Raw genomic sequence first — 23,242 nt, 5'->3', positions numbered from 1 at the left:
GTCAACCTCCGAAACCCATGTATTGGATCGCCGGTTCGGGCTCTTCCACTTCGGCTTCTTCGAGCTCCGGCTTGGGCGCGTCGCGGTCCGGGTTGGCGAACTGCGTGCGGTAAAGCTCGGCGTAGAGACCACCCGCCGCCAGCAGCTCGTCGTGTGTCCCGCTCTCCCGGACCCCGCCGCCGTCGATCACGAGGATCTGGTCGGCCTCGCGGATCGTGGACAACCGGTGGGCGATCACCATCGAGGTCCGGTCGCGCAGCGCGGTCTTGAGCGCCCGCTGGACGGCGGCCTCCGATTCGGAGTCCAGATGAGCGGTGGCTTCGTCGAGTACGACGATCGAGGGCGCCTTCAGCAGCAGCCTGGCGATGGCCAGCCGCTGCTTCTCCCCGCCAGACATGCGGTAGCCGCGATCACCCGAGACCGTGTCCAACCCGAGCGGGAGAGACTCGATCAGGTCCCAGATCTGGGCCCCCTTGCACGCCTCGACCAGCTCTTCCTCGGTGGCGGTCGGGCGGGCGTAGAGCAGGTTCTCCCGGATCGTGTCGTGGAAGAGGTAGGCGTCCTGGCTGACCACGCCCACCGTGTCGCGGAGCGAATCGAAGGTGAGATCCCGCAGGTCGTGCCCGCCGACGCGAACGGTCCCGGAGTTCGGGTCGTACAGCCGGGAGACCAGGTGGGTGATGGTGGACTTCCCCGCGCCGGACGGGCCGACGAGCGCGGTGAGGGTGCCGGCCCGCACGTGGAAGCTCACGTCGCGCAGGACGTCCGGCGACACTTCGCCGCGCTCCCGCTCTGTCCGCAGGTGCTCCAGCGACGCCAGCGAAACCTCGTCCGCGGTGGGATAGCGGAACCGGACGTTCTCGAACTCGATGTCCGGTGCCTTGTTCTTTTCGAGCTCGACGGCGTCGGGGCGTTCCTGGATCAGCGGCTTCAGGTCGAGCAGCTCGAAGACCCGGGAGAAGCTCACCACGACGGTCTGCGCGAGCTCCTGCATCCCGGACAGCTGGGTGATCGGCCCGAACAGCCGCGAGAGCAGGGTGGCGATGGCGACCAGCGTGCCGAGCTGGAACGCCCCGGCAAGCACGAGCCCGCCACCGATCCCGTAGACGAGTGCCGTGGCGAGCGAGGCCATCAGCGCCATCATGACGAACGCGGTCCGGCCCCAGACGGAAAGGCTCACGCCGATTTCGCGGATCTTGCCGGACCGCTCCTTGAACTCGGCCATCTCCTCGGCCGGGCGGCCGAAGAGCTTGGAGAGCATCGCCCCCTGGACGTTGAACCGCTCCTGGAGAAGCCCGCCGAGGCCGGTGTTCGCGTCCATCTGCGCCACGCTGCGCTTCTGGATCACCCGGCCGACGCGGATCCAGGGCACCAGGAAGATCGGGATCAGCACCAGCGTGATGACGGCGACGAGCCACGAAAGGTAGATCAGCTCGGCCAGCACCACCACGACCATGACCACGCCGGTGGCGGCCATCAGCAACCCGGTGAAATGCTGCTGCGCCATGATCAGTTCCGAGTGCAGCCTGCCGACCAGGATCCCGGTCTGGGTGCGGGTGAAGAACGCGATCGGCAGCCGCCGGACGTGTTCGAGCGCCTGCACCCGGAGGTCGTAGGTGATCCCCTCGCCGATCTTCCCGGAGATGTAGCCGGACACCAGCGCCAGCGCCGCGGCCACGAAGGCGAGCCCGGCGGTGATGCAGGCCATCAGGACCACGACCCCGACGTCGTTCTTGACGATGCCTTCGTCGATGAGTTCCTTCAGCAGCAACGGAGTCGCGACGACGATCAGCGCCTCCAGTGCGGCGACGAGAACGAAGAGCGCCACCTTGCCGATATGCGGGCGGAAGTAGGTGAGCACCCGGCGCACCGTTCCCTTGTGGACCTTGGTGACCCAGGGATCGGGATCGTCATCGCTCTTGTCCACCCCCCCGAACCGCAACACCACGTCCATTCGGTCACCTCTCTCACACGCCAAGTCGGCGATCTCAATCGTGCTGAATCGAGTCGATGTCCACGAGTGGTCCAAGCGAGCACTTTCGGCACTTGGACGCGTTCGTGAAGGCCTTGCCGCAGGGCGGAAGCCGACGCCCCACCGGGAAACCGTCGTTTCACCTAGCGTCCTGTGGAACCTGCCGGTTCTCGGCCGCCGCGGGTACCGGGGATCCGGCCGTGACCCGCGACGCCACGCCACAGCAGATCCGTCACCCCTGCCGGATCGCCGGACCGCAACGCCGAAGCCGCCGCAGCGAGGTCGGCCGCGATCCGGTCGAGCACCCCGGCCACGGCCACGGCGTTCCCGGCAAGAATCCGCTGCCACAGCAAGGGATCCCCGGCGGCGATGCGCGTCACGTCGCGCAGCCCCTGCCCCGCCAGGCCCAGCGCGACGTCGTCGCCGCCCTGCAGGCTCGCCGCCATCGCCGACGCCACCAGATGCGGGGCGTGTGACACCAGCGCCACCGCCGAGTCGTGCTCGGCCGCGCCGACGGTGACGGCCGTCGCCCCGCACAGCGTCACCAGCTCCCGCGTCCGTCTCAAGGCCTCCGCGTCGGTACGGAGACCGGGGCAGAGCGCCCAGGGACGGCCCTGGAACAGCTCGGCGCGGGCGGCGGCCGGGCCGGACCGTTCCCTGCCGGCGAGCGGATGTCCCGGCACATAGGAGGTCAGGTCGCAGCCGAGCCGCTCCGCGTCGGCGATCGGCTCGACCTTGACGCTGGCGACGTCGGTGTAAGTCCTTGCGGCACCTAGTTTCTGCAGCTCGGCCAGCCGTTCCCCGACGAGGTGCGGCGGTACGGCGATCACCGCGACGTCGGCTTCCTCGCCGGTCCATTCCCGCCCCGCGCCGAGCTTCCGCGCCAGCCGGACGGCCTGCGCGTCGATGTCGGAGAGGTAGACCGTCACGCCCTTCTCTCGAAGGGCCAACGCGGCCGAGGTGCCGATCAGTCCGGTGCCGTCGACAAGCGCACTCTCGATGGTCACTCCTCCTTCTTAGGCCGTGCTCCGGGGGATGTCGAGCCGCAGGGCTTTGGCAGTAAGTCTTGTGAGTTATTGAGGGGTAAGGCAAACGTGTCGGGCTGGTGATGGGGACTTTCATCGCATCGCATGCGGGGAAGGTTCCCTTCGCGTCACCTCCCGCTGGGTTCCGGCGCCCCAGACCCGCGCTACGTCACTGTCCTGAAGGGGCCCTTCAGGACGTTGACCGTCTTCAAAGCGGCCTTCACGACACCGAGCCCACCGACCCCGGAATGTCTCCAAGGTGGCATTGGGGACACCTCAACCGCACCTTTGCCTTAACCCTCACCAAGAGAAAGACGGGGCGAAGGGGACCTTCACCGCATGTCGCGCGGGAAGATCCCCTTCGCCCCGATCACCGGCGAAAGCCGGTCTTGCGTTCTTCGCCTACCCGACGCCTTCCGGGGTCATCGCGCGGCCAGATCGGTCGCCCGGTGCTCCAGGTGATCCGCGAACCCCGCCCAGACCCTGGCGTGTTCCCTGGCGAATCCGGCGACCACGCCGTACAGATGCGGCGGGACACCGTGCAGGATCCTTTCCCATTCGTTCCCGTCCAGGGAATGCATGGCAAGCATCCGCAGCAGGATCCGGCCGACCTCGCTCAGCCGCAGCGCCGGGTCGGCCTTGAGCCGCTCCAGCACGGTGAGCCGTTCCCGGTCCATGGTGTGGCCAAGGTCGGATTCCGTCAGGTTCATCGGATCCGGCTTGGCCCTCAGTCTCCTGGTCCCGTCCGGGGTCGGGCTCTCGCCGCGCTCCAGCCTGCCGCGCACGTCCCGGACCGTCTCCGGGGAGATGCCGACCTGCTTGGCGACCTGCCGGAGCGAAAGACCGGGATCACTGCGGATGAGGTCGGCGGCGAGCTTCCGCCGTTCCGAGCTGTCGACGGGCCGGATGCGCCCGTCCCGGCCGATCCTGGCCTCGTTCCCGCTGTCCCCACCACGTTTGCGAAGATCCGCCACCGTGCCCGCGGAGATCCCCGTCGCCGAGGCCACCCGCCTGTCGGACCACTGTGGATGCGTTCCGACGATCTGGACGGCCGCTCGTTTGCGATCCGCCAAGGTGAGCGGCAGGCCGTGCCGGATGTTCGCTTCCACGGCCAGGACGAAGGCATCGGATTCGCTGCCGTCGATGAATCTTGCCTGAATCTTCGTGTCGCCTCTGACTTGCGCCGCCTTGAGCCTGTGCAGGCCATCGACCACCCGCATCGTCGGTCTGTGCACGAGAATGGGCGGAAGCTCCCATTCTGTGGACAGCAATGTCTCGACGTGGTCCGGATCCTCGCCCGAAGTTCGCGGCGAGCACACGGACGACAGCCGCGACAGCTCGATTTCGACGACCGGGAGAGCGGACAGGTCAACTCTCGTCGGATCCACCTAGCCCCCACTGAATCTGTTGTTCGTCATTTTTTGACATGGCTGCGGAACCCACCGTCCAACTGCTTGGCTTCGGTGGTTGGACACCACGATCCCGGCCGGCGCGGATCTCCGCCGCGCGGCGGGCGTCCTCGACGGTGAGGACTACTGAAAACGCCACCGGCGAGCCCGCGTGCGCGGGCCGCCTCCACGGTCTCCCAGCTGACCGGGTGGCGGCGTGTGTTCCGACGAACCACCGAGGCGGAAGGAAATCCTTCTCTCGCCCGGCTGAAGCTCTCCCCAAGACATTCGCTCAGCGGCTTCGGTCCGGCAAGGGCCTACACCCGTTCAGCCCGAAGAAGCCGGAACCCACCACGGAGCGAGATCTCGGAAGTTTCGATCTGGTGTTCTCGACACCGGTTCGGATCAGTGGCTCACCGGCCGGAATCTATGACTGCATCGCGAGACACCGTCGCCCCCCCTCGAGTCCCCAGTAAGTGCGCACCCGGTCAACCCCAGCGGGTTGCACACCACTGAAGCATGGCACGGCAAATCGTTGTCGGCAATTGACGAACAGGGTAATTCCGCAGCGAAGCGGGTGCCCAAGATCAATATTCGAAACTTCAACTTCGGTATTGACTCGATCGCCGACGGTAAGTAGCGCACTACCGCCTGCGCAGGTCACGGACATGGTGACCGAGCCGTCCACGGGGTCCGTTAGTCCATTCGCGGGACTTGATTTCAAACGTGGGATGATCACGGCACCCGGTCGCCCCGTTCCGATCTTCGACACTTATTCACACGAACGGTCGAGTCGGCGCTCTCAACGGTTGGTCCGCTATCGCACGGTTCTTCCCCCTATGCGATACCGGGGAGGGACGAGCGCCGGGAGCAAAGTGGGGAGTGCGAGGGTTAAGGCGACCCTGAACCGTCCACGTCGCGGCAGCCGGCGGGAACCTGGTGTTCTCCGCTTCTTCACCCGGAGACGGGCGCACACCGGTCGATCGGGAGGAAGATTTCCGGATATACCCACGGTTCGGGCTACCCCGGTCGAGTGAGGAAGACAGACTTTGTCAGAAGACGGCGATGCCGCGAGTGCCACTCAGGGCACCCGCGGCATCGACATCACCGACCGGGCGGACACCGGTCTCCTTCTTTCCGATCAGCCGATCGGAAAGTCGAAATAGGTGTCCGGATACGGTTCGTCCTTCAAGCTGTAGTGCCACCACTCGCACTCGTACGAGCTGAAGCCGCTGTCCTCCATGACGGAACAGAGGTGTTTGCGGTTCTTTTCCTGTTCTTCCGTGACACCCGCCGCGCCGTGATGGGAGACGACGTCCATCACGTCGTGGTCGCCACCCATGTCGGCGAGTTCACCGGTGTCCAGATGGAAGAGCGTCAGGTCCACCGTGCTGCCCCGGCTGTGACCCGACTTGGTGGCGACATAGCCCTGTTCGAACATCTGGGGGCGATCGATGTTCGGGTAGTGCCTGGCCTTCTTCCGGCCGTCTTCGGGCTCCTCCGCCCAGCGCACGAAACGGTCCACGGCGCGCTGCGGGCGGTAAACGTCCCAGAGAAGGAGGCCGAAGCCGAGCGACTCGGCCTTGTCCCGTGCCTTCTCCAACGCCGCGCAGAACGCACGCGTGCCGGCGACGCGGTTCACCAGGTAGCCGTCCACCGGTTTGCCGGTGAAGTTGTCCCAGGTGGCGTACTTGGCGTCCCAGCGGATGCCGGAGACGACCTCGTCCACGAAGACGAAATCATCCTTCATCCGTTACGACCCGCCAAGGTCAGCGTCACGAGCCTGTCGACCACTTCACCGAGCGAGATGCCGGCGGCGGCCATCATCCGCGGGTAGCGGCTGTACGAGGTGAGCCCCGGCAGGGTGTTGACCTCGTTGAGGACGACGGTCCCGTCTTCCTTGAGGAACAGGTCGACCCGCGCGAGTCCCCGGCAGCCCAGCGTGCGGTAGATGACCTTCGCGGTCTCCTTGACGAGCGTGCTCGCCTCCTCCGGGATGTCCGCGGGAACGATGAAGCTCGAGTTCTCGGAACCGGTCTCGGGGCTCTCTTCCTGGTGGATCTTGAAGAACCCGTGGGTCAGCGCGACCCGGTCCACCTCGCCCGTCAGCAGGTCCTCGTCGTTGCCCATTACCGAGCAGCCGATCTCGCTGCCGACGACGGCCCCTTCGATCAGGACCTTGCCGTCGTACTGACGCGCCTCCGCCAGGGCGGCGGGCAGCTCTTCCTTCGAAGAGACCTTGCTGACGCCGAAGGACGAACCCGAACGGGCCGGCTTCACGAAGACGGGGTAGGTGAACTGGTCGGCGTCGACGTCGCTGTCCGCCGTGACGATCCAGAACTCCGGGGTCGCGATGCCCGCGCTGCGGAGGACGGCGTAGGTGAGGGACTTGTCCATGCACATGGCCGAGCTCTGGACGTCGCAGCCGATGTAGGGGATGCCGGAGATCTCCAGCAAGCCCTGCATCGCGCCGTCTTCGCCGAGCTTGCCGTGCAGGACCGGCAGCACGACGTCGAGGGCGATCGTCTCGTACTTGCCCTCGTCCAGGACGAGGAGCCCGTGCACGCCGCGGTCCGGCGACACGATGGCCGGACGGGGGTTCGCGGTCTGCTCCCAGTCTGCGGAGGGGCCGTCGCACAGCATCCAGGAACCGCTCTGCGTGATCCCGATGTAGAACGGCTCGTACTTCTCGAGGTCGAGGCTCTTCGAGACCTCTTGCGCAGACTTGATGGAGATAGGATGTTCTTCGGAAAGCCCGCCGAACAGAATTCCGATTTTCAACCTATCCATGCTACTTCCCGCTTTCGAATTTGAGACAATTGATGATGGAGTTTTCAACAGTGTCACTCAGCGCGTGGTCAGTGTAGTAGGCGGTATGCGGACTGATGAGAACGTTCGACAGTTTCTCCAACCGCAGCAATGTCTTGCTCTCGATCGTCTTGTTCCTGCAGTCGGCGTAGAAGATCCCTTCCTCTCCTTCGAGGACATCCAGCCCCACTCCGCCCAGCTTGCCGCTTTCCAGGGCCGAAATGAGGGCCTCGGTCTCGATAAGCGGACCACGTCCGGTGTTGATGATGTACGCGCCGTGCTTCATCTTCTCGATGGCCCGCTGATCGAGCAGATGGTAGGTATCGGTGTTGAGCGGCACGTGGAGCGTCACGATGTCGCTCTCCCGCAGCAATTCGTCGAGAGAGACGTAATCGGCGGGGGCGGTGAGCAGCGTGTCGTAGGCCAGCACCCGGCAACCGAAACCGCGCAGCCTGTCCAGGACCGCGACACCGATCCGCCCGGTTCCGACCACGCCGACGGTCAGATCGCGCAGTTCTTTCCCGCGGACCTCGTTCAGCCGGTAGTCGTGGACTTCCGTCCGGCGGATGATGGACTTGGCGTCGCGCACGGCCATCAGCATCAGCATCAGCGTGAAGTCGGCGACGCTGTCGGGCGAGTAGGCGACGTTACCGACGGTGATACCGACGCTCTCGGCGTAGGTCACATCGATGTGGTTGAAGCCTATGCTCCGCGTGGAGATGTATTCCACACCTGCCTTGGCGAGCGCGGAAAGAATGGAGTTCGTGATCGGGGTCTTATGACCGACACTGATACAACGGTTTCCCGAAACCAGTTCGATATTGGCCTCGGATACCGGCGCCTCCGCGATGGTCGGCATTATGCCGAAACGAGGCGCCATCTCCCGAAACAAGGCGGCCTCGTCCTGTCCGCATCCATAAATCGTGATTCCCCTGGTCAAGACGGCCGAGGGGGACGCGGACGCCAGCGATCCGGTGCGGGGGGCAGCTGATCGCGCTGGTTCGCTGTAGGTCATGCCCGACATTGTAGGCAGCGCGGTTTTGCCGTCTCTTATGGGGTTTTCGATGCCCCGACAATATGTTACCAACCGGTAGCACCGAGTGCGCGCCGCGTTGAACAGCCAGGACGAACCCTCTGCTCGGAGGGGTCGAATCGTCCTCGCTCACCTGCGTCACGGTCGCCTTGCGGTAGATCTTGCCCGCCAGGACCGAGTGACGAAACCGTCCCGTGACGGATGCCACAAAGCCATAGCGGTACCGATACTCCTCCACGCTTTGTACCCACTCGATCACGGGGTGCTCTCACCCCGGCGCCGACCTTGGTCGAAGGCCCCCTCCCCTCGCGCCGAACGCAGAAAAGGGGGCCTTCAAGCATGCGGAACCAGGTCAGCGGAGACCCTGGGTGATGAGCTCGTCCAGGCCGTCGAGCTCGCCGAGCGCCGCCCGCAGCTCGGCGGCGTACTCCTCGGTGCCGGCCCGCAGACCCCGTTCGAGGACGTCCACGGTGTCGAACGCCTCGACATCCGCGCTGCTCAGCGCGTCGACGGAGGCCTTGACGACGGCACCCAGCAGCAGCTCTTCCGGCACCCCCGGCGTCCCTTCGAGGGGCCAGACCAGGTCGTCCAGGACACCCTGCCCGGCGACCTCGCGGACCAGGCCCGCCGCGGTGATCCCCGGCACCCGGAAGCCCTCCGGCAGCACCGCCCGGACGCTCAGGCTGTGCGAAAGCCAGTACAGCAGCTGCCCGTTGATCTCCTGCTTGACCAGCCTCGGCGTCAACCAGAGCGCGAGGTTCACGTAGTACTCGGTGAGGCGTTCGAGCACCTCGCCGCCCTTCTGGAACCCCCACAGGTTGAGGTCGAAATAGTGGTGCCACGTGGCGTCGGCCACGATCCGCCCGACACCCGCGGCCGCCCCGTCGTACACACTGGACACGCCGTAGACCGCGCCGTTGCGCTTGTCGGTGCCGTGCGCGACGATCTCGGGCTTCGGCTGGCCAAGGCGGCCCGACGGCCACACGTCCGCCGGGAACCGCTCGGGGATGAGCAGCTGACCCTCGTGCATGTGGTCCGGGAAGACGGTGATCGGGCCCCGCCTGCCCTGGAACAACGGGTGCGGCCTGCCGAGCCGCCGCCGCAGGATCAGCTCCTGCGGGTACGGGTCGAGATCGTTCGGGATCGGCTGGTTGACGTCACTGCCCCACGGGTCCGGCTGGTGGGTGTTGTGGCTGAACTCGATACTCGAATCCGGCCGGTCGTTCCACACCCGCAGCTCACCCGCGCGCGGGACCCGGTGCCCCAGCGCGCGCCCCAGGTTCAGGTACTCGGCCAGTGACGGATCCGCTCCCGGCGGACGCGGATTGGAGTGGTCGCCGCTGATGAGCACACCGCCGCCGGCGTCCATCCAGGTCCGCAGGGCGGCGACCTCCGCGTCCACGAGTTCGTTCTCCGGCTGTCCCGGCATATTGCACTGCGCCAGACCGAAGAACCACACCTGCTCGTATCTGCCGAGTACACCGGAAGTGAGTTTGTTGGCGGCGTGCCCGCCGTCGTGCCTATTGATCAAATCGATCTCGATCTGAGCGAAGAACGGCTGATTCGCCAAGATCAGATCGCGAAGAATGCCCAGTGCGAAACCACCGTTGCCGCTGAAGCCGACGAAATCCGTGTAGAACAGAATTCTGATCTTCGGCTTGGCGGCCGGGCTGACTTGATCGGCGACAATACGTGCGTCGAACATTGAATCCCCCTTGCTTTGACGCGCCGTGCCGTCCTCCCCGGCGGCGCTGTCCATTCCACGTATACCGGAACTTCCGGTGGTCGCGCAGGCGCTGGAGCACGGCTGAGGATTTCGCCTTCAGCGAGTGGCGGGGCGAGCGGATTCCCCTTTTTTCAGGTCACGATCCTTGGGCGTCGCCGTTATCCGGCGACGGCGCGCGGCCGCACCACTTTCGCGACACATCGACCGCAACTGTCCACAAGGGACGGCTATTGAGGGGTGCGGCAAGCGTGTCAGGCTACTGAAGGGGACTTTCGCCGCATCGCACGCGGGGAAGGTTCCCTTCACCTCACCTCCCGCCGGGTTCCGGTGCCCCAGGCCCGCGCCCAATGTGACGTTGGGGTCACCCAACGTCCCCAACGCCACATTGGGGACACCTCAACGACACGACCGCCCCCAGAGCGACCCGAGCCACTCACGCCCACTGGAGCTTTCGCCCGCACCGGGTGACCTTCCGACGGCGAAACCCTGCCACCGTGGGGCAACACCAGACAGTCTCCGGAGGATGCCCATGGCGCGACTCGACAAATTCCCCGCGTACCGGTTCCGCCGCCCTCGATGGACCCGTCGCCGCCAGAGAACGGGGCGGCGACGGGAATCCCGCCATCCGATCCGCGGGTTCGCGGGCAAGCTCAACACCGGCGCGCCACCGGTTTCGTGGCCGCCCTCGGACCAGCGCGCCACCGGCACGCAGTTGCCTCGCGCGCTGGTGGTGCTGCTGGGTTCCGCCGCCGCGGTCATCGTGCTGGCCGGAGTGAAGGCCGTCGCCTGGCTCGTCGGGCCCGTGTTCCTCGCCCTCGTCATCGTGATCACCCTCGATCCGGTGCGGACCTGGTTGCGGGGCAAGGGTTTGCCCCGGTGGCTGACGGTCGCCGTCCTGGTCGTCACCGTGTACGCCGCGTTGCTCGCGCTGTTCCTGGTGGTCGTGGTGTCCCTCGCGCAACTGTCGGCCCTGCTCCCCCGGTACGCCGGGCAGGCCGACGAACTGCTCCGGGACGGGATGGCGTTCCTCGGCCGGTTCGGGGTCGGCGATCAGCAGCTGCGCGAGATGCTGTCCTCTGTGGACGCCGGGAAGCTGGTCGGTTTCGCCGGCTCCCTGCTCGCGGGCGTCGGTGGCCTGGTCACGAACCTGGCTTTCCTGCTCGCGCTGATGTTGTTCCTCAGTACCGAATCGGCGTGGGCGGGGCAGCGGCTCGGCCGGATAGCGCGCGATCGGCCGTGGGTCAGCACGGCGTTGCGGCGTTTCGCTTTCGGCACCCGGCGGTATCTGGTCGTGACGACGGTGTTCGGCGGGGTGGTGGCGGCGCTCGACACGGTCGCGCTCGCGCTGCTCGGCATCCCGGCAGCCGTGCTGTGGGGTCTGCTGTCGTTCGTCACCAACTACGTGCCGAACGTGGGTTTCGTGATCGGGGTGGTCCCGCCCGCGCTCATCGCACTCCTCGACGGCGGCTGGCGCACCATGGTCGTGACGATCGCCGTATACGTCCTGCTGAACTTCGTGGTGCAGTCGCTGATCCAGCCACGGTTCGTCGCGGAGTCGGTCGGTCTGTCCACTTTGGTCACCGTACTCGCGCTGGTGTTCTGGACCTGGCTGCTCGGCCCGCTCGGCGCTGTCCTGGCCGTGCCGGCGACGCTGCTGGCGAAGGCGTTGCTCATCGACGTCGATCCCCGTGCCCGCTGGGCGGAGGCGCTGCTGTGCGCGCCGAACCGGGAGCCTGGGTGACCGCCCGCTCAGGTAAGGCCGTGGTGGCGCGCCACCACCACGGCCGACCGGCGGTTGTTCACCCCGAGTTTGCCGTAGATGGACCGGACGTGGGTCTTCACCGTGTTGACCGAGACCGTGAGATCCGACGCGATCTCGTCCAGCGAACGCTGCGACGGCAGCCGCTGCAGCACCACCTGCTCGCGGTCGGTCAGTTCGCTGGGCGGGGTGTGGGGGACGAGTCTGCCTCGGACCGACTGGGCGAAGCCGTCCAGCGAGCCGAAACCGCCCGAATGATCGATCAAGAGGTTCCGGACCCGCGGCTCGGCGAGCGCGAACGGGCGTACCAGCCGGTGCGGCCGGGCGAGGGTGAGCGCACGGTCCAGGGCGTGCAGCGCCAGGGTCCGCCGGTGGGAACGCAACGCGAGCGCGGTCTCCGCCAGGCAGGTGTCCACCGGCGTGGAGGGCAGCAGCGCGGGTGCCGACGCGGTGGCGCGCAGGACCTTCTCGGCCAGGTCGGTCTCTTCGACGGCGAGGTGGGCCCGAATCTGGAGCAGTGCCAGTTCGGCGGTACCCGGCAATCTCTCCTGCGCCCAGGCGAACACCTCGGCCGCGTGCAGTCCTTCGCCGACCACGAGCGCCGCGTGGTGTTCCGCCACCGTGCAGATCGCCGTGATCTCGCGAGGCAGTTCGAGGTCCACGAGCCGGCGCCGGGCCACCCGCATGGCCTGCGAGCCCGCCGCCCGGTCACCGCTGTCGAAGCGGACCATGCCCTCGAAGAACCCGCGGAGCGGGCCGAGAACCGGCGTGGATCCGGGCACCTCCGTTCTCGGAGCCTGTGCCAGTTCACCCGCCGCCGCCACCGGCTCGAAGCGCATCAGATCGTCATAGGCCAGCATCAGATGGCATTCGGCGACGCCCGGTGACCGGCGCCAGCCGTGCCGCCGGGCGACGGCGAGCGCGCTGATGCACGCCCGCCGCATCGCCGTGTGGTCCCCGAGCAGCCCGGTCGCGACGGCGAGCGCGAGTCTGCTGTGGAGTACGAGGTGTTCCAGACGTTCTCCGTGTGCCGCGCGCAGCGCTTCTTCCGCGCGGGTGACGGCGTGGCGGCGAGCGCCCCGGTAGAGGGACCGCCAGACCAGGTCGAGCTTGTCCCACGCGACGGCCTCCGGCGACCGCGCCACCGGGGGCACCGCGATCTCGGGCGGCCTGCTCCCCGTCACCAGCGCGAGATGGGGTACGGCCAGCAGCCGCAGGCCGTCGTCACCGAGATCGGTGGCGGCGGCGACGAACTCCCCGCGCTGGACGTGTTCCAGCGCGGACGCCAGCCGCAGCCGCGGGCTCGCCGTCAACGCCCCCTCCCCCAGATAGGCGAGCGCTCCCCGGACCAGGGCCCCGTCGCCCGCCAGCACCTGGCGCACCGCGTGGTCCCGCGCCAGGTGCAGGACGCGTTGGCGATCGCGCCCCGCGACCGCGTGTGTCAGGGCTTCCCCGAACCGGCCTTCCCCGGCGTACCAGCGGGCGGCGATCCCTTGCAACCGCCGAACCCGCGCGGGGGCTCGGCGCGCGATTTCCGCCTGCAGGAAACCGCGCAACAGGGTGGGAAGGCGGTAGGTGTCGGCAGGGGTGCGCACGACCAGACCGGTCTCCCGCTCCAGTTCGTCCAGTGTCACCCCGGCGTCCGGCGAACCCGACAGTCGGGCGGCCAGCGACGCGCTCACCGTTTCGCAGACACTGATGCACAGCAAGAGATCCGACGTCGCCGACGGCAGCCGCGAGAGCACCTCGTCGGCGAAGAACCGGGCCACGGCGAGCTCGTCGCCCCCGACCGCAGCGACGAGTCCGTCCGCGTCCTCGGCGTCTCGCACCGACACCGCGGCCCAGCCGAGCGCGGCGGCCCAGCCCGCGGTGCGCTCGGTGAGTTCGCGGACACGGTCTTGGCTCACCTCGGCCCCGGTGGCACGAAGGAGGCATGCTGTCTCCTCCGCGCTGAACCGGAGTTCGACGGCACCGAGCCTCGAAAGCGTGCCTTCGACCTCAAGGCGGGCCAGCCGGAGTTTCGGCTCGGCCCGGGTGGCCAGCACCAGCCGCAGCATCGGCGGCTGGTGCCGGGCCAGCGCCGCGAGCGCTTCCAGCGATTCCGGACCGGTGATCTCCTGGACGTCGTCCAGTATCAGCGACACCGGTTCACGCAGTCCGGCGAACGCGTCGCCGAGATCGGCGAGGAACTCGGTGCGCCGCCCGGGCGTCGGTGGCCCGAGCCGGGACAGCGAACCGTCCTCCGGTAGCCGGGGACTACGCCGCAGCGCGAGGAGGATCGCCGCCCACAGGCGGCGTTCGTCGTTGTCGTCGTCGTCCAAGGAAACCCAGGCGACGTCCCGCCGATCGCGGGCCCACCCGGCCAGTGCCGTGGTCTTTCCCGAGCCGGCCGGAGCCCGGAGCACCGTCACCGGCCGGGTGGTGACGCGGTCGAACAGGGCCATGAGCCGGGAACGCGGGATGAAGATGCCCGGCACCCGCGGCACCGTCACCTTCGCTCCGGGGATCCGCCAGGACCGCGTCGTCGTTCGAGCGGGCAAGTCAACCTCTCGATCGTCCGAAGGATCGCGACCCCGGTTCCGCGTGTACGCCGGCGGAGGCCACGACTGTACTGATCACCGGAATGGCCTACAGGTCACCAGATCTCGTACTTGCCCTCGTCCCCGTGCACGAGCACCGCCCAGATCACCAGGACGTCGAGCGCGATGACCACCACGCCCCAGATCGGGTACGCGGACAGGAACACCAGTTGCCCCAAGGCGTTGAAGCCGGCGAGCACGACCGTGATGATGCGGGCCCACGGAGCTCCGGTGAACAACGCGCTCCCCGCGAGCACGGCGAGGGCCCCGACGATCAGGTGGATCCACCCCCAGGCGCCGAGGTCGAAGACGAGCAACCCCGAGGGGCCGAGCAGGTAGTAGTTCCGGTCGAACAGCGCGACCAGTCCTTCCACCGCGGTGAACAGGCCTGCCATGACGGTGATCGACCCGGCGAACCAGATCCAGCCCGACCGCCCGGACCGGGCGGTGGCCGGGTCCGGCGGGGACGGCGGCGGGCCGGTCCCGGAGGTGGCTGTCCAGTGATGCGTTCTTTCGCTCATGGTCCCTCTTTTCGGAAGGAGAGGCTGTGGACTCGGGCGATCATGGTGCGTCCACCGTGACGGGGGCCTCGCCCGCGTCAGGTGAGATCAGGCCTGGCCGGAGCGGTCTCCGCCTCACACTGCGCGGGCGATGCGGGGCGGCGGCGCGCCGGGAACAGTGCCGCTCGGACGATCGATTCGCCGACCGAGGAGGACCACGTCATGAGTTCGCTTACCGTATGGGCCTTTCCCACCGCCGAAGGCGCCGAAAAGGCGCTCGAGCTGCTGAAACGACTGCAGAAGCAACAGCTCATCTCGATCGCCGACGCGGCCTACGTCACCTGGCCCGAAGACCGGAAGAAGCCGAAGACCAAGGACCTCGGCTCCCTGACCGGCGCCGGCGCGCTGGGCGGCGGGTTCTGGGGGCTGCTGTTCGGCCTGATCTTCCTGGTCCCGCTGCTGGGGATGGCCGTGGGCGCGGCGATCGGGGCGCTGACCGGCTCGCTCTCCCATATCGGCATCGACGACGACTTCGTCGCCACCGTCCGGGAGCGCGTCGTCCCGGGCACGTCCGCGCTGTTCGTGATGGCGGACGGCACCGTCCTGGACAGGGTCGCGGAGCCGTTCAAGGAGACCGGTGCCACCCTGGTGACCACTAATCTCTCCGACGAGGAAGAGGCTCGGCTGCGGACCGCTTTCGGCGAGTTCCCGCTCCCCGAACGGCGCTGACGCATACGACGGGTAAGTCCGTGAAGGCCTCCTTGAGGGACCCAGGGTCCCTCAAGGAGGCCTTCACGGACGGATTATCGAATGGTCATGTATTCGGGTAGTTCCCGGACTCGGTGCACCGAGTCCACCCGCATCCCGAGCGCCTCGAGCGTCCGCAGAATGCGGGAAATGCTTCCTTGATCGGTCACGGTGCCGAAAACGATCATCTCCGTGCCGACCGGGACGACGAGCATTCCCCGGAAATCGTCTACCGCCCCGTTCGCCTGTTCGGGGATTCGGCCGCTGCCCCGGAAGACGTAATTCACTCCGGCCAATGGTCCACCCTGGGCCGGAATCGACAGGCTCATCGGTTCCCCTTCCCCCTTCCGGCCCGCCCCGCCAGGAACCACGCGGCGGCGAGTATCGCCAGATCGACCGCCGACATGATCGACGACCAGGTGTTCGACGGCAGGAACACCAGCCTCGCGAACAGGTCGAGACCGGCCCTGACGGCGAGCCGGATCGAGGTCACCGAGGTCAGGGTGGCGAACAGGACGGCGAGTGAGAACAGTACCGCCTCGGCTCCGACGCGACCGGTCCGCAGGACGTCGAGTGCCACGAACTCGACGGGGCCGATCCAGAAGAACTGCGTCGCGATGAATACCGACGTCGGCCGTTTCCGGCCTTTCTGATTTCTCCAGTAATCTCCACGAGCCTTCACGGGGCACACGATTCTGGGTGGGCGTGTCCTTTTCCTCGCCCAACGCGGGTGAGACGGCCGAATTGCGTGGCAGGATCCGCCGGGACGATGTGAAAATGGCCGCAAAGGAGGCTGGCGCATGATGAAGAACCACGACATTTCGCCGCGAAGACGAGTTCCGATGACAAAGGTGACCATCCCCGAACCACCGGGGGATCTCGTTTCCCGGCCGCGTTTGCTCACCGCGCTCGACGACGGGGCGGAGCAGGCCATGGTCTTCGTCGGGGCGCCTGCCGGCTACGGCAAGACGGTGCTGCTCGCCGACTGGGCGGGCCGCCGCCGCGGTGCGATCGCCTGGGTGTCCGCCGACGCCGAGGACAACGACGACCGGCTCTTCTGGTCCGCGATCCTCGAAGCGTTCAGTGGCTGCGACCGGATCCCGGCGGGGAATCCGGTGCGGACACTCGCCGTCCCCGCCGCCCCCGGCACGGATCTCACTTTCCTGGCCACGCTCGCCGACGCGTTGGACACGGTGGACGAACCCGTCCTGCTCGTCCTCGACGGCGCTCAGGAGATCACCGATCCGGGCACGTGGCGCGGACTGCAGGCGCTTCTCCGGCATCAGCCGTCGGGGCTGCGCCTGGTGATCTCGAGCCGCTGTGAGCCGCCGCTGCCGCTGGTGCGCGCCCGCGTCGCGGGCCGGCTGCTGGAAGTCGGCGTGAACCGCCTGCGTTTTTCCCCGGAGGAGGCCGGAACGCTCGCCGGGGCGACCGGGCCGGGTATCCCGCCACACCAGGTCGGACTGCTCGTCACCAGGACGGGCGGCTGGCCCGCCGGGCTGCGGCTCGCCGCCGCTTCCGCCGCACGGCAAGGGAATCTCGCCGACTTCTTCGCCGGACGGGACCGGGCGGTGCTCGACTACCTGACCGACGAGGTGCTCGCTCCCCTGACCGTCGCCCAGCGGGACCTGCTGCGCGCGATCAGCATCTGCGAGGAGGTCCCGGCCGGACTCGCGGCCGCGCTGGGCGACCGGCCGGACGCGGAAGCGATGCTCCGCGAACTCGGCGAACCGGCCGGGCAGGTGGTCCAATCCGGCGGGACCCCGGCTCGTCACCGGCTACCGCCTCTTTTGCGCACCTACCTGCGGGCCGAGTTGCTTCGCCGGGCTCCGGAACGGACGCGGAGCCTGCACGCGTCGGCGGCGCGCTGGTTCGCCGAACACGACCGGCCCGCCTCCGCGTTGCTGCACAGTGTCCGCTCGGGGAACACCACCCGCGTCGGCGAACTGTTGCGCCGTCACGCGGTGACGCTGTTCCTCACCGGCGAGCACAACGTGCTGCGGCTCGGGCTCGCCGTCCTCGGCGACCGGCGGGCCGTGTCCTCTCCCCTGCTCGCGCTGGTCTCGGCCGCGTTGCATCTGGAGAGAGGGGAGCCGTCGGCGGCCGAGTCGCAGCTGAGCTGCGCGGACGTGGCCTGGCCCGCCGAGCCGGAAGCGGAGCTGACCGTACTGCGGCAGCTCGTGCGCTCCCGGCTCGCGCAGGTCGATCGCGGCCCGGCACAAGCCGTCCGCGCGGCCGAGCAGATCGACGAGCATCTGGCGGCGGACACCGGGCTCAGCGGATTGGCGGCCCTGCACCGGATCGGCACCCTGACCGCCCGCCGTGACCGGGGCGCGGCACGGGACGCCCTGTCCCGTGTCGCCGACGCCGCCGAGAGCGCGGATCACCATTTCCTGGTCACCCAGTGCCTCATCACGCTGAGCGGGCTCGCCGGGTCCGATGGCGACTACCGGGTGATGGAGACGCTGGCCCGCCGGGTGCTGGCCCGCCACGCGGCGCACGATCCGCATCGCTCGCTCGAAGGTGCCCAGGTGTCCGCCCAGCTCGCCTTCGGTTCCTTACTGCGTGGCGAAGCCGCCGAGTGCGTCGAACACGCGAAGCAGATCGGACGGATGCTGGGCGACGCGCCCGCCAGGGCGGCCCGGAACCTGGGCCTCATCGCCGAAACCCTGCGCGGCGCGGCCGAATTCGAGCTCGGCGGCTGGCATTCGGGGTTGCGGCGGATGCGGCGGGCACGCACGCGGCTCGGCACCGGGCGGAGTTTCTCCGCCGAGCACGCGGCGTGGTGCGCGATGCTGGAACACCGGGCGGCGTTGCGGCTCGGTGCGGCGGACCAGGCGCGGGAGGCCTTCCGCTGGGCCCAGCCGACCATCGCCGGTTCGGGTGAGCTGCTGCTGATGCGGGCCAGGACCCAGCTGAGGCTCGGCAGGCAGGGCGCGGCGAGTTCCGTGCTGCGTTCACTGTCGGAGGAGGACGCGCCGATGCTGTTGCCGTGGTCGGGGATCGAAGCGTCGCTGATCGGAGTGCGGGCGGCGCTGGCGGCCGGGGCGCGGGAGCGGGCGGTGCGGTCTCTGGACGAGGCCTTGCGCGCCGCCGAATCCGGCGATGTCCGGTTCCCCTTCGTGTTCGCCCCTTCCGACGTCATCACGTTCCTGACCGCTCGGCTCGGCAGGCTGGGCTCCGGTGAGCGGTTCGCCTGTCAGGTGCTCGCCCTGCGCCGTGAACTGCGCACCCCGCAGATGCCGGCACCGCTGACCGAACGGGAACGCAACGTGCTGCGCCTGCTGCCCACCCAGCGGTCGATCGACGAGATAGCCGAGGACCTGACGGTCTCGCCGAACACGGTCAAGACCCACGTCCGCGGCATCTACACGAAGCTCGACGTCCGCAGCAGACGTGACGCCGTGGCGACCGCGCTCCGGCGCGGCCTGCTGGACACCGAGGTCACCGACTTCACAGGTTGAACACTGCTCGCCTCACCCAGCTCGGGTGAGGCGAGTACGCCCTGGATCCGGTCGAGTGAACCGGACACGCCCGATCCAGTGTGAGGAGAGATCATGGCCATGGCGAGCGCGGATTACCCGTTCTCCGAGCTGATGTGGACGATGCTGGTGTTCTTCTGCTGGATCGCCTGGTTCTGGCTCCTGTTCCTCGTCCTGACCGACCTCTACCGCAGGCCCGGCGTTTCCGGCTGGGCCAAGGCGGGCTGGACGGTGCTGGTGTTCGTGCTGCCGTTCGTCGGCGTCCTTCTCTATCTCGGCACCCAGGGAAGACATTCCCGTTCATCCGCAGTGGACAGAGACGCCGCGGAGCGGATCGCCGACGCGAAACGCCTGTGGGACGACGGGGTCATCACCGAGGAGGAGTTCCTTGTCCTCAAGCGGAAGGCGCTCTCGTCTTGACCGCGGCGCCCGGCTGGCGGTTCTTCCATCTCGCGATACTGCGGCCGCTGCTCACGGTCACCGCGCTGCTGTGCCTGTACTACCTCCTCCCTGTCGACCAAGGGGTGCACACCTGGACCGTGGCCGCCTTCGCCGGTGGCCTCGCCGTCGTGGCCTTCCTCGTCGTCGCCGAGGTGCGGATGATCCTCCGTTCACCGTTCCCCGCCCTGCAGGGCATCCAGGCGCTCGCCCTGATCGTGCCGTTGTTCCTGCTGCTGTTCGCCGACGTCTACTACATCCTCGGCCAGGACCGCCCCGGTTCGTTCGGCACGGGCCTGAGCAGGACGGACGCCCTGTACTTCACGGTCACGATGTTCACCACGGTCGGTTTCGGGGACATAGCACCGGTTTCGGCGACGGCGCGGATACTGGTGACGATCCAGATGGTGGCGAACCTGATCGTGCTGAGCGTCGCCCTGCGGTTGATCGTGACCGCCGTGCGGCACCGGCGTTCGTCCACATCGGACGGTTCACCGCGGCTTGGGAAGCAAGAGGGCGGCGATGAGCCCCACCACCGCGGCCAGCGTCAGGGTGGCGAGTGCCAGCGCGAAGGACGTCCCGCCCGGCCGTACCACCCCGGCCAGCACGGAGCCGGCCAGCGCCGTCCCCACCGAAGAGCCCAGGTTGGACACACTGCGCGAGACCCCCGAGATGTCGCCCTGGGCCGAGTCCGGGCTGCCCGACTGGACCAGGTTCACCGACGCGGTCAGCATGATCCCCACTCCGGCGCCGAGAAGGAACAGCCCCGGCACCGCACCCGCCACCCCCGAATCGGCCCGCACCAGGAGGAGCACGAGCACCAGCCCGGCGATGGCGACCACGAAGCCGCCGCGGATCAGGCGGCGCTGTGAGTGCCGCCGGGCCATCCGGCCCGCGGCCGCGGAGGCGGCGAGGATGCCGACCGTCGCGGGCGTCAGCATCAGCCCGGTCTCGATGGCGTCGTAGCCGCGGATCTGTTGCAGGAAAACGGCGATCACGAAGAACGAGCCCTGGAGCACGAGCCACTGCACGTGCTGGGTGACCAGCCCCAGGCGGGTGGCGCGGTCATGGAAGAGCGCGGAGGACACCAGTGGTTCGCGGCCCGCCCGTTCCCGCGAGTGGAGGTGCGCGGCGAACACGCACAGGATCCCGGCGCCGATCCCGGCGAAGATCCAGAACATCGAGCTGCCCATCCGCAGGATCCCGACCACGACGCAGAACAGGCCCGCCGCCGAAAGCACCGCGCCGACGACGTCGAACCGGGTCCTGGCCGGCAGTCCCGGCGGCTCCGTGAGCCGCAGGGCCAGCAGGACGATCAGGCCGACGACGAGTACCTGCAGGAGAAACGAGGCCCGCCAGCCGAGCCAGGTCGTGACGAGCCCGCCCAGCAGCGGCCCGGCGGCGGCCCCGAGCGCGCCCGCGCCGCTGACCACGCCGAACCGGCGGGCCCTGGTCTCGACGTCGGGACTGGTGACGGTGACCAGGATGTAGATCGGCGGGATCATCAGCGCCGACCCGATGCCCTGCAGCAGCGAGTACCCCAGGATCAGGGTCACCGTCCCGTGCGCGGCCGACGCGAGCAGCGCGCCCGCGCCGTAGACGGCGAGGCCGAGCAGGAAACATCTTTTGCGGCCCAGGACGTCGGTCAGTTTGCTGCCGGGCACCATCAGCGACGCCATGGTGAGGGTGAACAACGTGATCGCGGTCTGGACGCCGAGCACCGTCGTGCCGAGGTCCGCGGCGATCACGCTCACGGCCACGGTCATCGTCGTCGCGGCATAGCTGGCGATGAACTGGGCGAGGGCCAAGGGCGGCACGATCATCGGCGGGGCCTTCCTTCTCGGGTGCCGCACACGGTGTCGTGACCGGCACCCCGGCCACCTCACCCCTGCCGGATGAGGCAGTGGCCGCCCGCCGGGACGACGGTGATCTCACCGACCGCTCCCGATACCCGAGGAGGCACGATGCCCGAAACCGCGATCGCCGATCACGGAATGATCGGCGACCTGCAGACCGCCGCACTGGTCACCACCGGCGGGTCGATCGACTGGTTCTGCAGCCCGCGCTTCGATTCACCGTCGATCTTCGGCGCGCTGCTCGACGACGAACGCGGCGGCCGGTTCAGCATCCACCCCGCGGGGCCGTACACGAGCAGGCAGATGTACCACCCGGACACCGCGGTCCTGATCACCCGGTTCTCCAGTGCGGACGGGATCGGCGAGGTGGTCGACTTCATGCCGCCGCTCGACGGCGCCGCGACCGCCAAGCACCGGATCGCCCGCCTGGTGCGCTGTGTCCGCGGGAAGATCACCTTCGACATGGTGGTCGCGCCCCGGTTCGACTACGGCCGCCGCCAGCACGAAGCGATCCTTTTCGGGCACGGCGCCGTCTTCGTTTCGAGTGAACTGTCGCTGACGCTGCACCCGGTCCGCGAACCCGACGACGAGTATCTCGCCGAGACACGGATCGAAGGGAACGACGTGCACCTGCGGCTCGGCCTGACCGCGGGACAGGTCCGGGGGGTGGTGCTCGAAACGGACACCGCGGAACCGCCGCGGGAGATCCGGCTCGGCGAGTTCACCGACCTGTTCGACGACACAGTGGGCTGGTGGCGTTCGTGGCTGGCCCGCTCCACCTACCGCGGGCGCTGGCGGGAGATCGTGACCCGCTCGGCGATCACCCTGAAGCTGCTCACCTACCGGCCGACCGGCGGGCTGGTCGCCGCGCCCACCCTCGGCCTGCCGGAGGAACTCGGCGGGGAACGGAACTGGGACTACCGCTACACCTGGGTGCGGGACGCGTCGTTTTCGGTCTCCGCGCTGCTGGCTCTCGGCTTCGCCGAAGAGGCCGCCCGGTTCGGCGGCTGGCTGGGCGACAGGATCCGCGAAGGCGGCCAAGGACGCGGCGAGGGCGGGCCGCTGGCCGTGCTCTACCGCGTGGACGGCTCGACGGACCTCGGCGAGGAAGACCTCTCGCACTGGTCCGGGTATCGCGGCTCGACCCCGGTCCGGATCGGCAACGACGCGGCGGGACAACTGCAGCTGGACATCTACGGCGAGGCGCTGGACAGCGTCTTCGCCGCCGACAGGGCGGGTTTCGAGCTGCCCCACCGCGGCTGGGTCGCCGTGCGCGCGGCGCTCGACTGGCTCGGCGAGCATTGGGACCAGCCCGAGGAGGGCATCTGGGAGACCAGGGGCGGGCGCCGGTCCTTCACCTACGGCCGCCTGATGAGCTGGGTCGCCTTCGACCGCGGCCTCCGGATGGCGACCACGCACGGCCGTCCCGCCCCGATCGAGGACTGGACGTGGCAGCGCGACAGCATCTACGACCAGATCCTGAACCAGGGCTGGCACCGGACACGGCAGGCGTTCGTCCAGCACTACACCGGCGACGAACTGGACGCGTCGCTGCTGCGGATGCCCCGCACCGGCTTCCTCCCGTCGCGGGACCCGCTGTGGCTTTCCACCCTCGACGCGATCGGGAACGACCTGGTCACCGACAGCCTCGTCCACCGGTACGACCCGGCGGCGTCCCCGGACGGTCTGGCGGGCTCGGAAGGCACGTTCTCCTTGTGCAGCTTCGCTTACGTCGACGCGCTGACCCGGGCGGGCAGGCTGGACGAAGCGCGGGCGGCGTTCGAGAAGATGCTGACCTACGCCAACCACGCCGGTCTCTACGCCGAGGAGATCGCGCCGAGCGGCGAGCAGCTCGGCAACTTCCCGCAGGCGTTCACCCATCTCGCGCTCATCGACGCCGCGGTCACCCTCGACGCCGCCCTGGGGTGA

The 23,242-nt window shown here is 68.4% G+C and carries 17 protein-coding genes and 1 pseudogene; 6 read left to right on the top strand and 12 right to left on the bottom strand.

Features of this window, described 5'->3' with window-relative positions; translation table 11 throughout:
* Position 1 precedes the first annotated feature (1 nt).
* The 7 genes from ACZ6YV_RS41165 to ACZ6YV_RS41135 form a co-directional block, all read right to left on the bottom strand.
* The gene (locus ACZ6YV_RS41165; protein ID WP_465514821.1) at positions 2-1,954 is read right to left on the bottom strand and encodes an ABC transporter ATP-binding protein; all 1,953 of its coding nucleotides are present in this window, start codon (positions 1,952-1,954) and stop codon (positions 2-4) included.
* 161 nt (positions 1,955-2,115) lie between these two features.
* Positions 2,116-2,979 (bottom strand): prephenate dehydrogenase, encoded by an 864-nt coding sequence (locus ACZ6YV_RS41160; protein ID WP_465514820.1) that lies wholly within the window; start codon positions 2,977-2,979, stop codon positions 2,116-2,118.
* A gap of 440 nt (positions 2,980-3,419) precedes the next feature.
* Positions 3,420-4,385, bottom strand: coding sequence for a streptomycin biosynthesis protein (locus ACZ6YV_RS41155; RefSeq protein WP_465514819.1), 966 nt, complete (start codon positions 4,383-4,385; stop codon positions 3,420-3,422).
* 1,141 nt (positions 4,386-5,526) lie between these two features.
* Positions 5,527-6,135, bottom strand: coding sequence for a D-Ala-D-Ala dipeptidase VanX (gene vanX / locus ACZ6YV_RS41150; RefSeq protein ID WP_465514818.1), 609 nt, complete (start codon positions 6,133-6,135; stop codon positions 5,527-5,529).
* Positions 6,132-7,175, bottom strand: a complete 1,044-nt coding sequence (vanA, locus tag ACZ6YV_RS41145) for a D-alanine--(R)-lactate ligase (protein ID WP_465514817.1) — start codon at positions 7,173-7,175, stop codon at positions 6,132-6,134. The genes vanX and vanA overlap by 4 nt, the downstream gene beginning before the upstream one ends.
* Position 7,176: 1 nt before the next feature.
* Complete coding sequence (vanH, locus tag ACZ6YV_RS41140; RefSeq protein ID WP_465514816.1) at positions 7,177-8,208, bottom strand: VanH-AOV family D-lactate dehydrogenase; 1,032 nt, start codon at positions 8,206-8,208, stop codon at positions 7,177-7,179.
* Positions 8,209-8,578: 370 nt separating this feature from the next.
* A complete protein-coding gene (locus tag ACZ6YV_RS41135) occupies positions 8,579-9,931 on the bottom strand; it encodes a hypothetical protein (protein WP_465514815.1) in 1,353 nt (450 codons plus the stop codon).
* A 550-nt stretch (positions 9,932-10,481) separates the two neighbouring features.
* Between ACZ6YV_RS41135 and ACZ6YV_RS41130 the strand changes: the two genes are divergently transcribed.
* Entirely contained in the window at positions 10,482-11,693 is a 1,212-nt protein-coding gene (locus tag ACZ6YV_RS41130) for an AI-2E family transporter (protein WP_465514827.1), read from the top strand.
* 8 nt (positions 11,694-11,701) lie between these two features.
* Here the strand turns inward: ACZ6YV_RS41130 and ACZ6YV_RS41125 are convergent, their stop codons facing one another.
* Together ACZ6YV_RS41125 and ACZ6YV_RS41120 are read right to left on the bottom strand one after the other, a co-directional pair.
* On the bottom strand, positions 11,702-14,203 hold the full coding sequence (locus ACZ6YV_RS41125) for a winged helix-turn-helix domain-containing protein (RefSeq protein ID WP_465514814.1): 2,502 nt from the start codon (positions 14,201-14,203) through the stop codon (positions 11,702-11,704).
* 143 nt (positions 14,204-14,346) lie between these two features.
* A complete protein-coding gene (locus tag ACZ6YV_RS41120) occupies positions 14,347-14,811 on the bottom strand; it encodes a DUF7144 family membrane protein (RefSeq protein ID WP_465514813.1) in 465 nt (154 codons plus the stop codon).
* A 201-nt stretch (positions 14,812-15,012) separates the two neighbouring features.
* Between ACZ6YV_RS41120 and ACZ6YV_RS41115 the strand changes: the two genes are divergently transcribed.
* Positions 15,013-15,519, top strand: a complete 507-nt coding sequence (locus ACZ6YV_RS41115; RefSeq protein WP_465514812.1) for a DUF1269 domain-containing protein — start codon at positions 15,013-15,015, stop codon at positions 15,517-15,519.
* A gap of 74 nt (positions 15,520-15,593) precedes the next feature.
* Here the strand turns inward: ACZ6YV_RS41115 and ACZ6YV_RS41110 are convergent, their stop codons facing one another.
* Positions 15,594-15,866 (bottom strand): hypothetical protein, encoded by a 273-nt coding sequence (locus ACZ6YV_RS41110; protein ID WP_465514811.1) that lies wholly within the window; start codon positions 15,864-15,866, stop codon positions 15,594-15,596.
* The gene (locus ACZ6YV_RS41105) at positions 15,863-16,219 is read right to left on the bottom strand and encodes a hypothetical protein (protein ID WP_465514810.1); all 357 of its coding nucleotides are present in this window, start codon (positions 16,217-16,219) and stop codon (positions 15,863-15,865) included. The genes ACZ6YV_RS41110 and ACZ6YV_RS41105 overlap by 4 nt, the downstream gene beginning before the upstream one ends.
* 160 nt (positions 16,220-16,379) lie before the next feature.
* Between ACZ6YV_RS41105 and ACZ6YV_RS41100 the strand changes: the two genes are divergently transcribed.
* From ACZ6YV_RS41100 to ACZ6YV_RS41090, 3 genes and pseudogenes are all read left to right on the top strand, one after another.
* Complete coding sequence (locus tag ACZ6YV_RS41100) at positions 16,380-19,001, top strand: winged helix-turn-helix domain-containing protein (protein ID WP_465514809.1); 2,622 nt, start codon at positions 16,380-16,382, stop codon at positions 18,999-19,001.
* A 93-nt stretch (positions 19,002-19,094) separates the two neighbouring features.
* On the top strand, positions 19,095-19,439 hold the full coding sequence (locus tag ACZ6YV_RS41095; RefSeq protein ID WP_465514808.1) for an SHOCT domain-containing protein: 345 nt from the start codon (positions 19,095-19,097) through the stop codon (positions 19,437-19,439).
* Positions 19,440-19,618: 179 nt separating this feature from the next.
* A pseudogene (locus ACZ6YV_RS41090) lies at positions 19,619-19,858 on the top strand (ion channel); the annotation flags it as partial.
* Positions 19,859-19,948: 90 nt separating this feature from the next.
* Here ACZ6YV_RS41090 and ACZ6YV_RS41085 read toward each other — a convergent pair.
* Positions 19,949-21,280, bottom strand: a complete 1,332-nt coding sequence (locus tag ACZ6YV_RS41085) for an MFS transporter (RefSeq protein ID WP_465514807.1) — start codon at positions 21,278-21,280, stop codon at positions 19,949-19,951.
* Between the two features lie 141 nt (positions 21,281-21,421).
* Here ACZ6YV_RS41085 and ACZ6YV_RS41080 point away from each other — a divergent pair, with 141 nt between their 5' ends.
* A complete protein-coding gene (locus ACZ6YV_RS41080; RefSeq protein ID WP_465514806.1) occupies positions 21,422-23,242 on the top strand; it encodes a glycoside hydrolase family 15 protein in 1,821 nt (606 codons plus the stop codon).

It is taken from the genome of Amycolatopsis sp. NPDC102522, assembly GCF_055584485.1.
The sequence above is the reverse complement of the archived record's forward strand: the minus strand, read 5'-3'. Positions and strand labels throughout refer to the sequence as shown.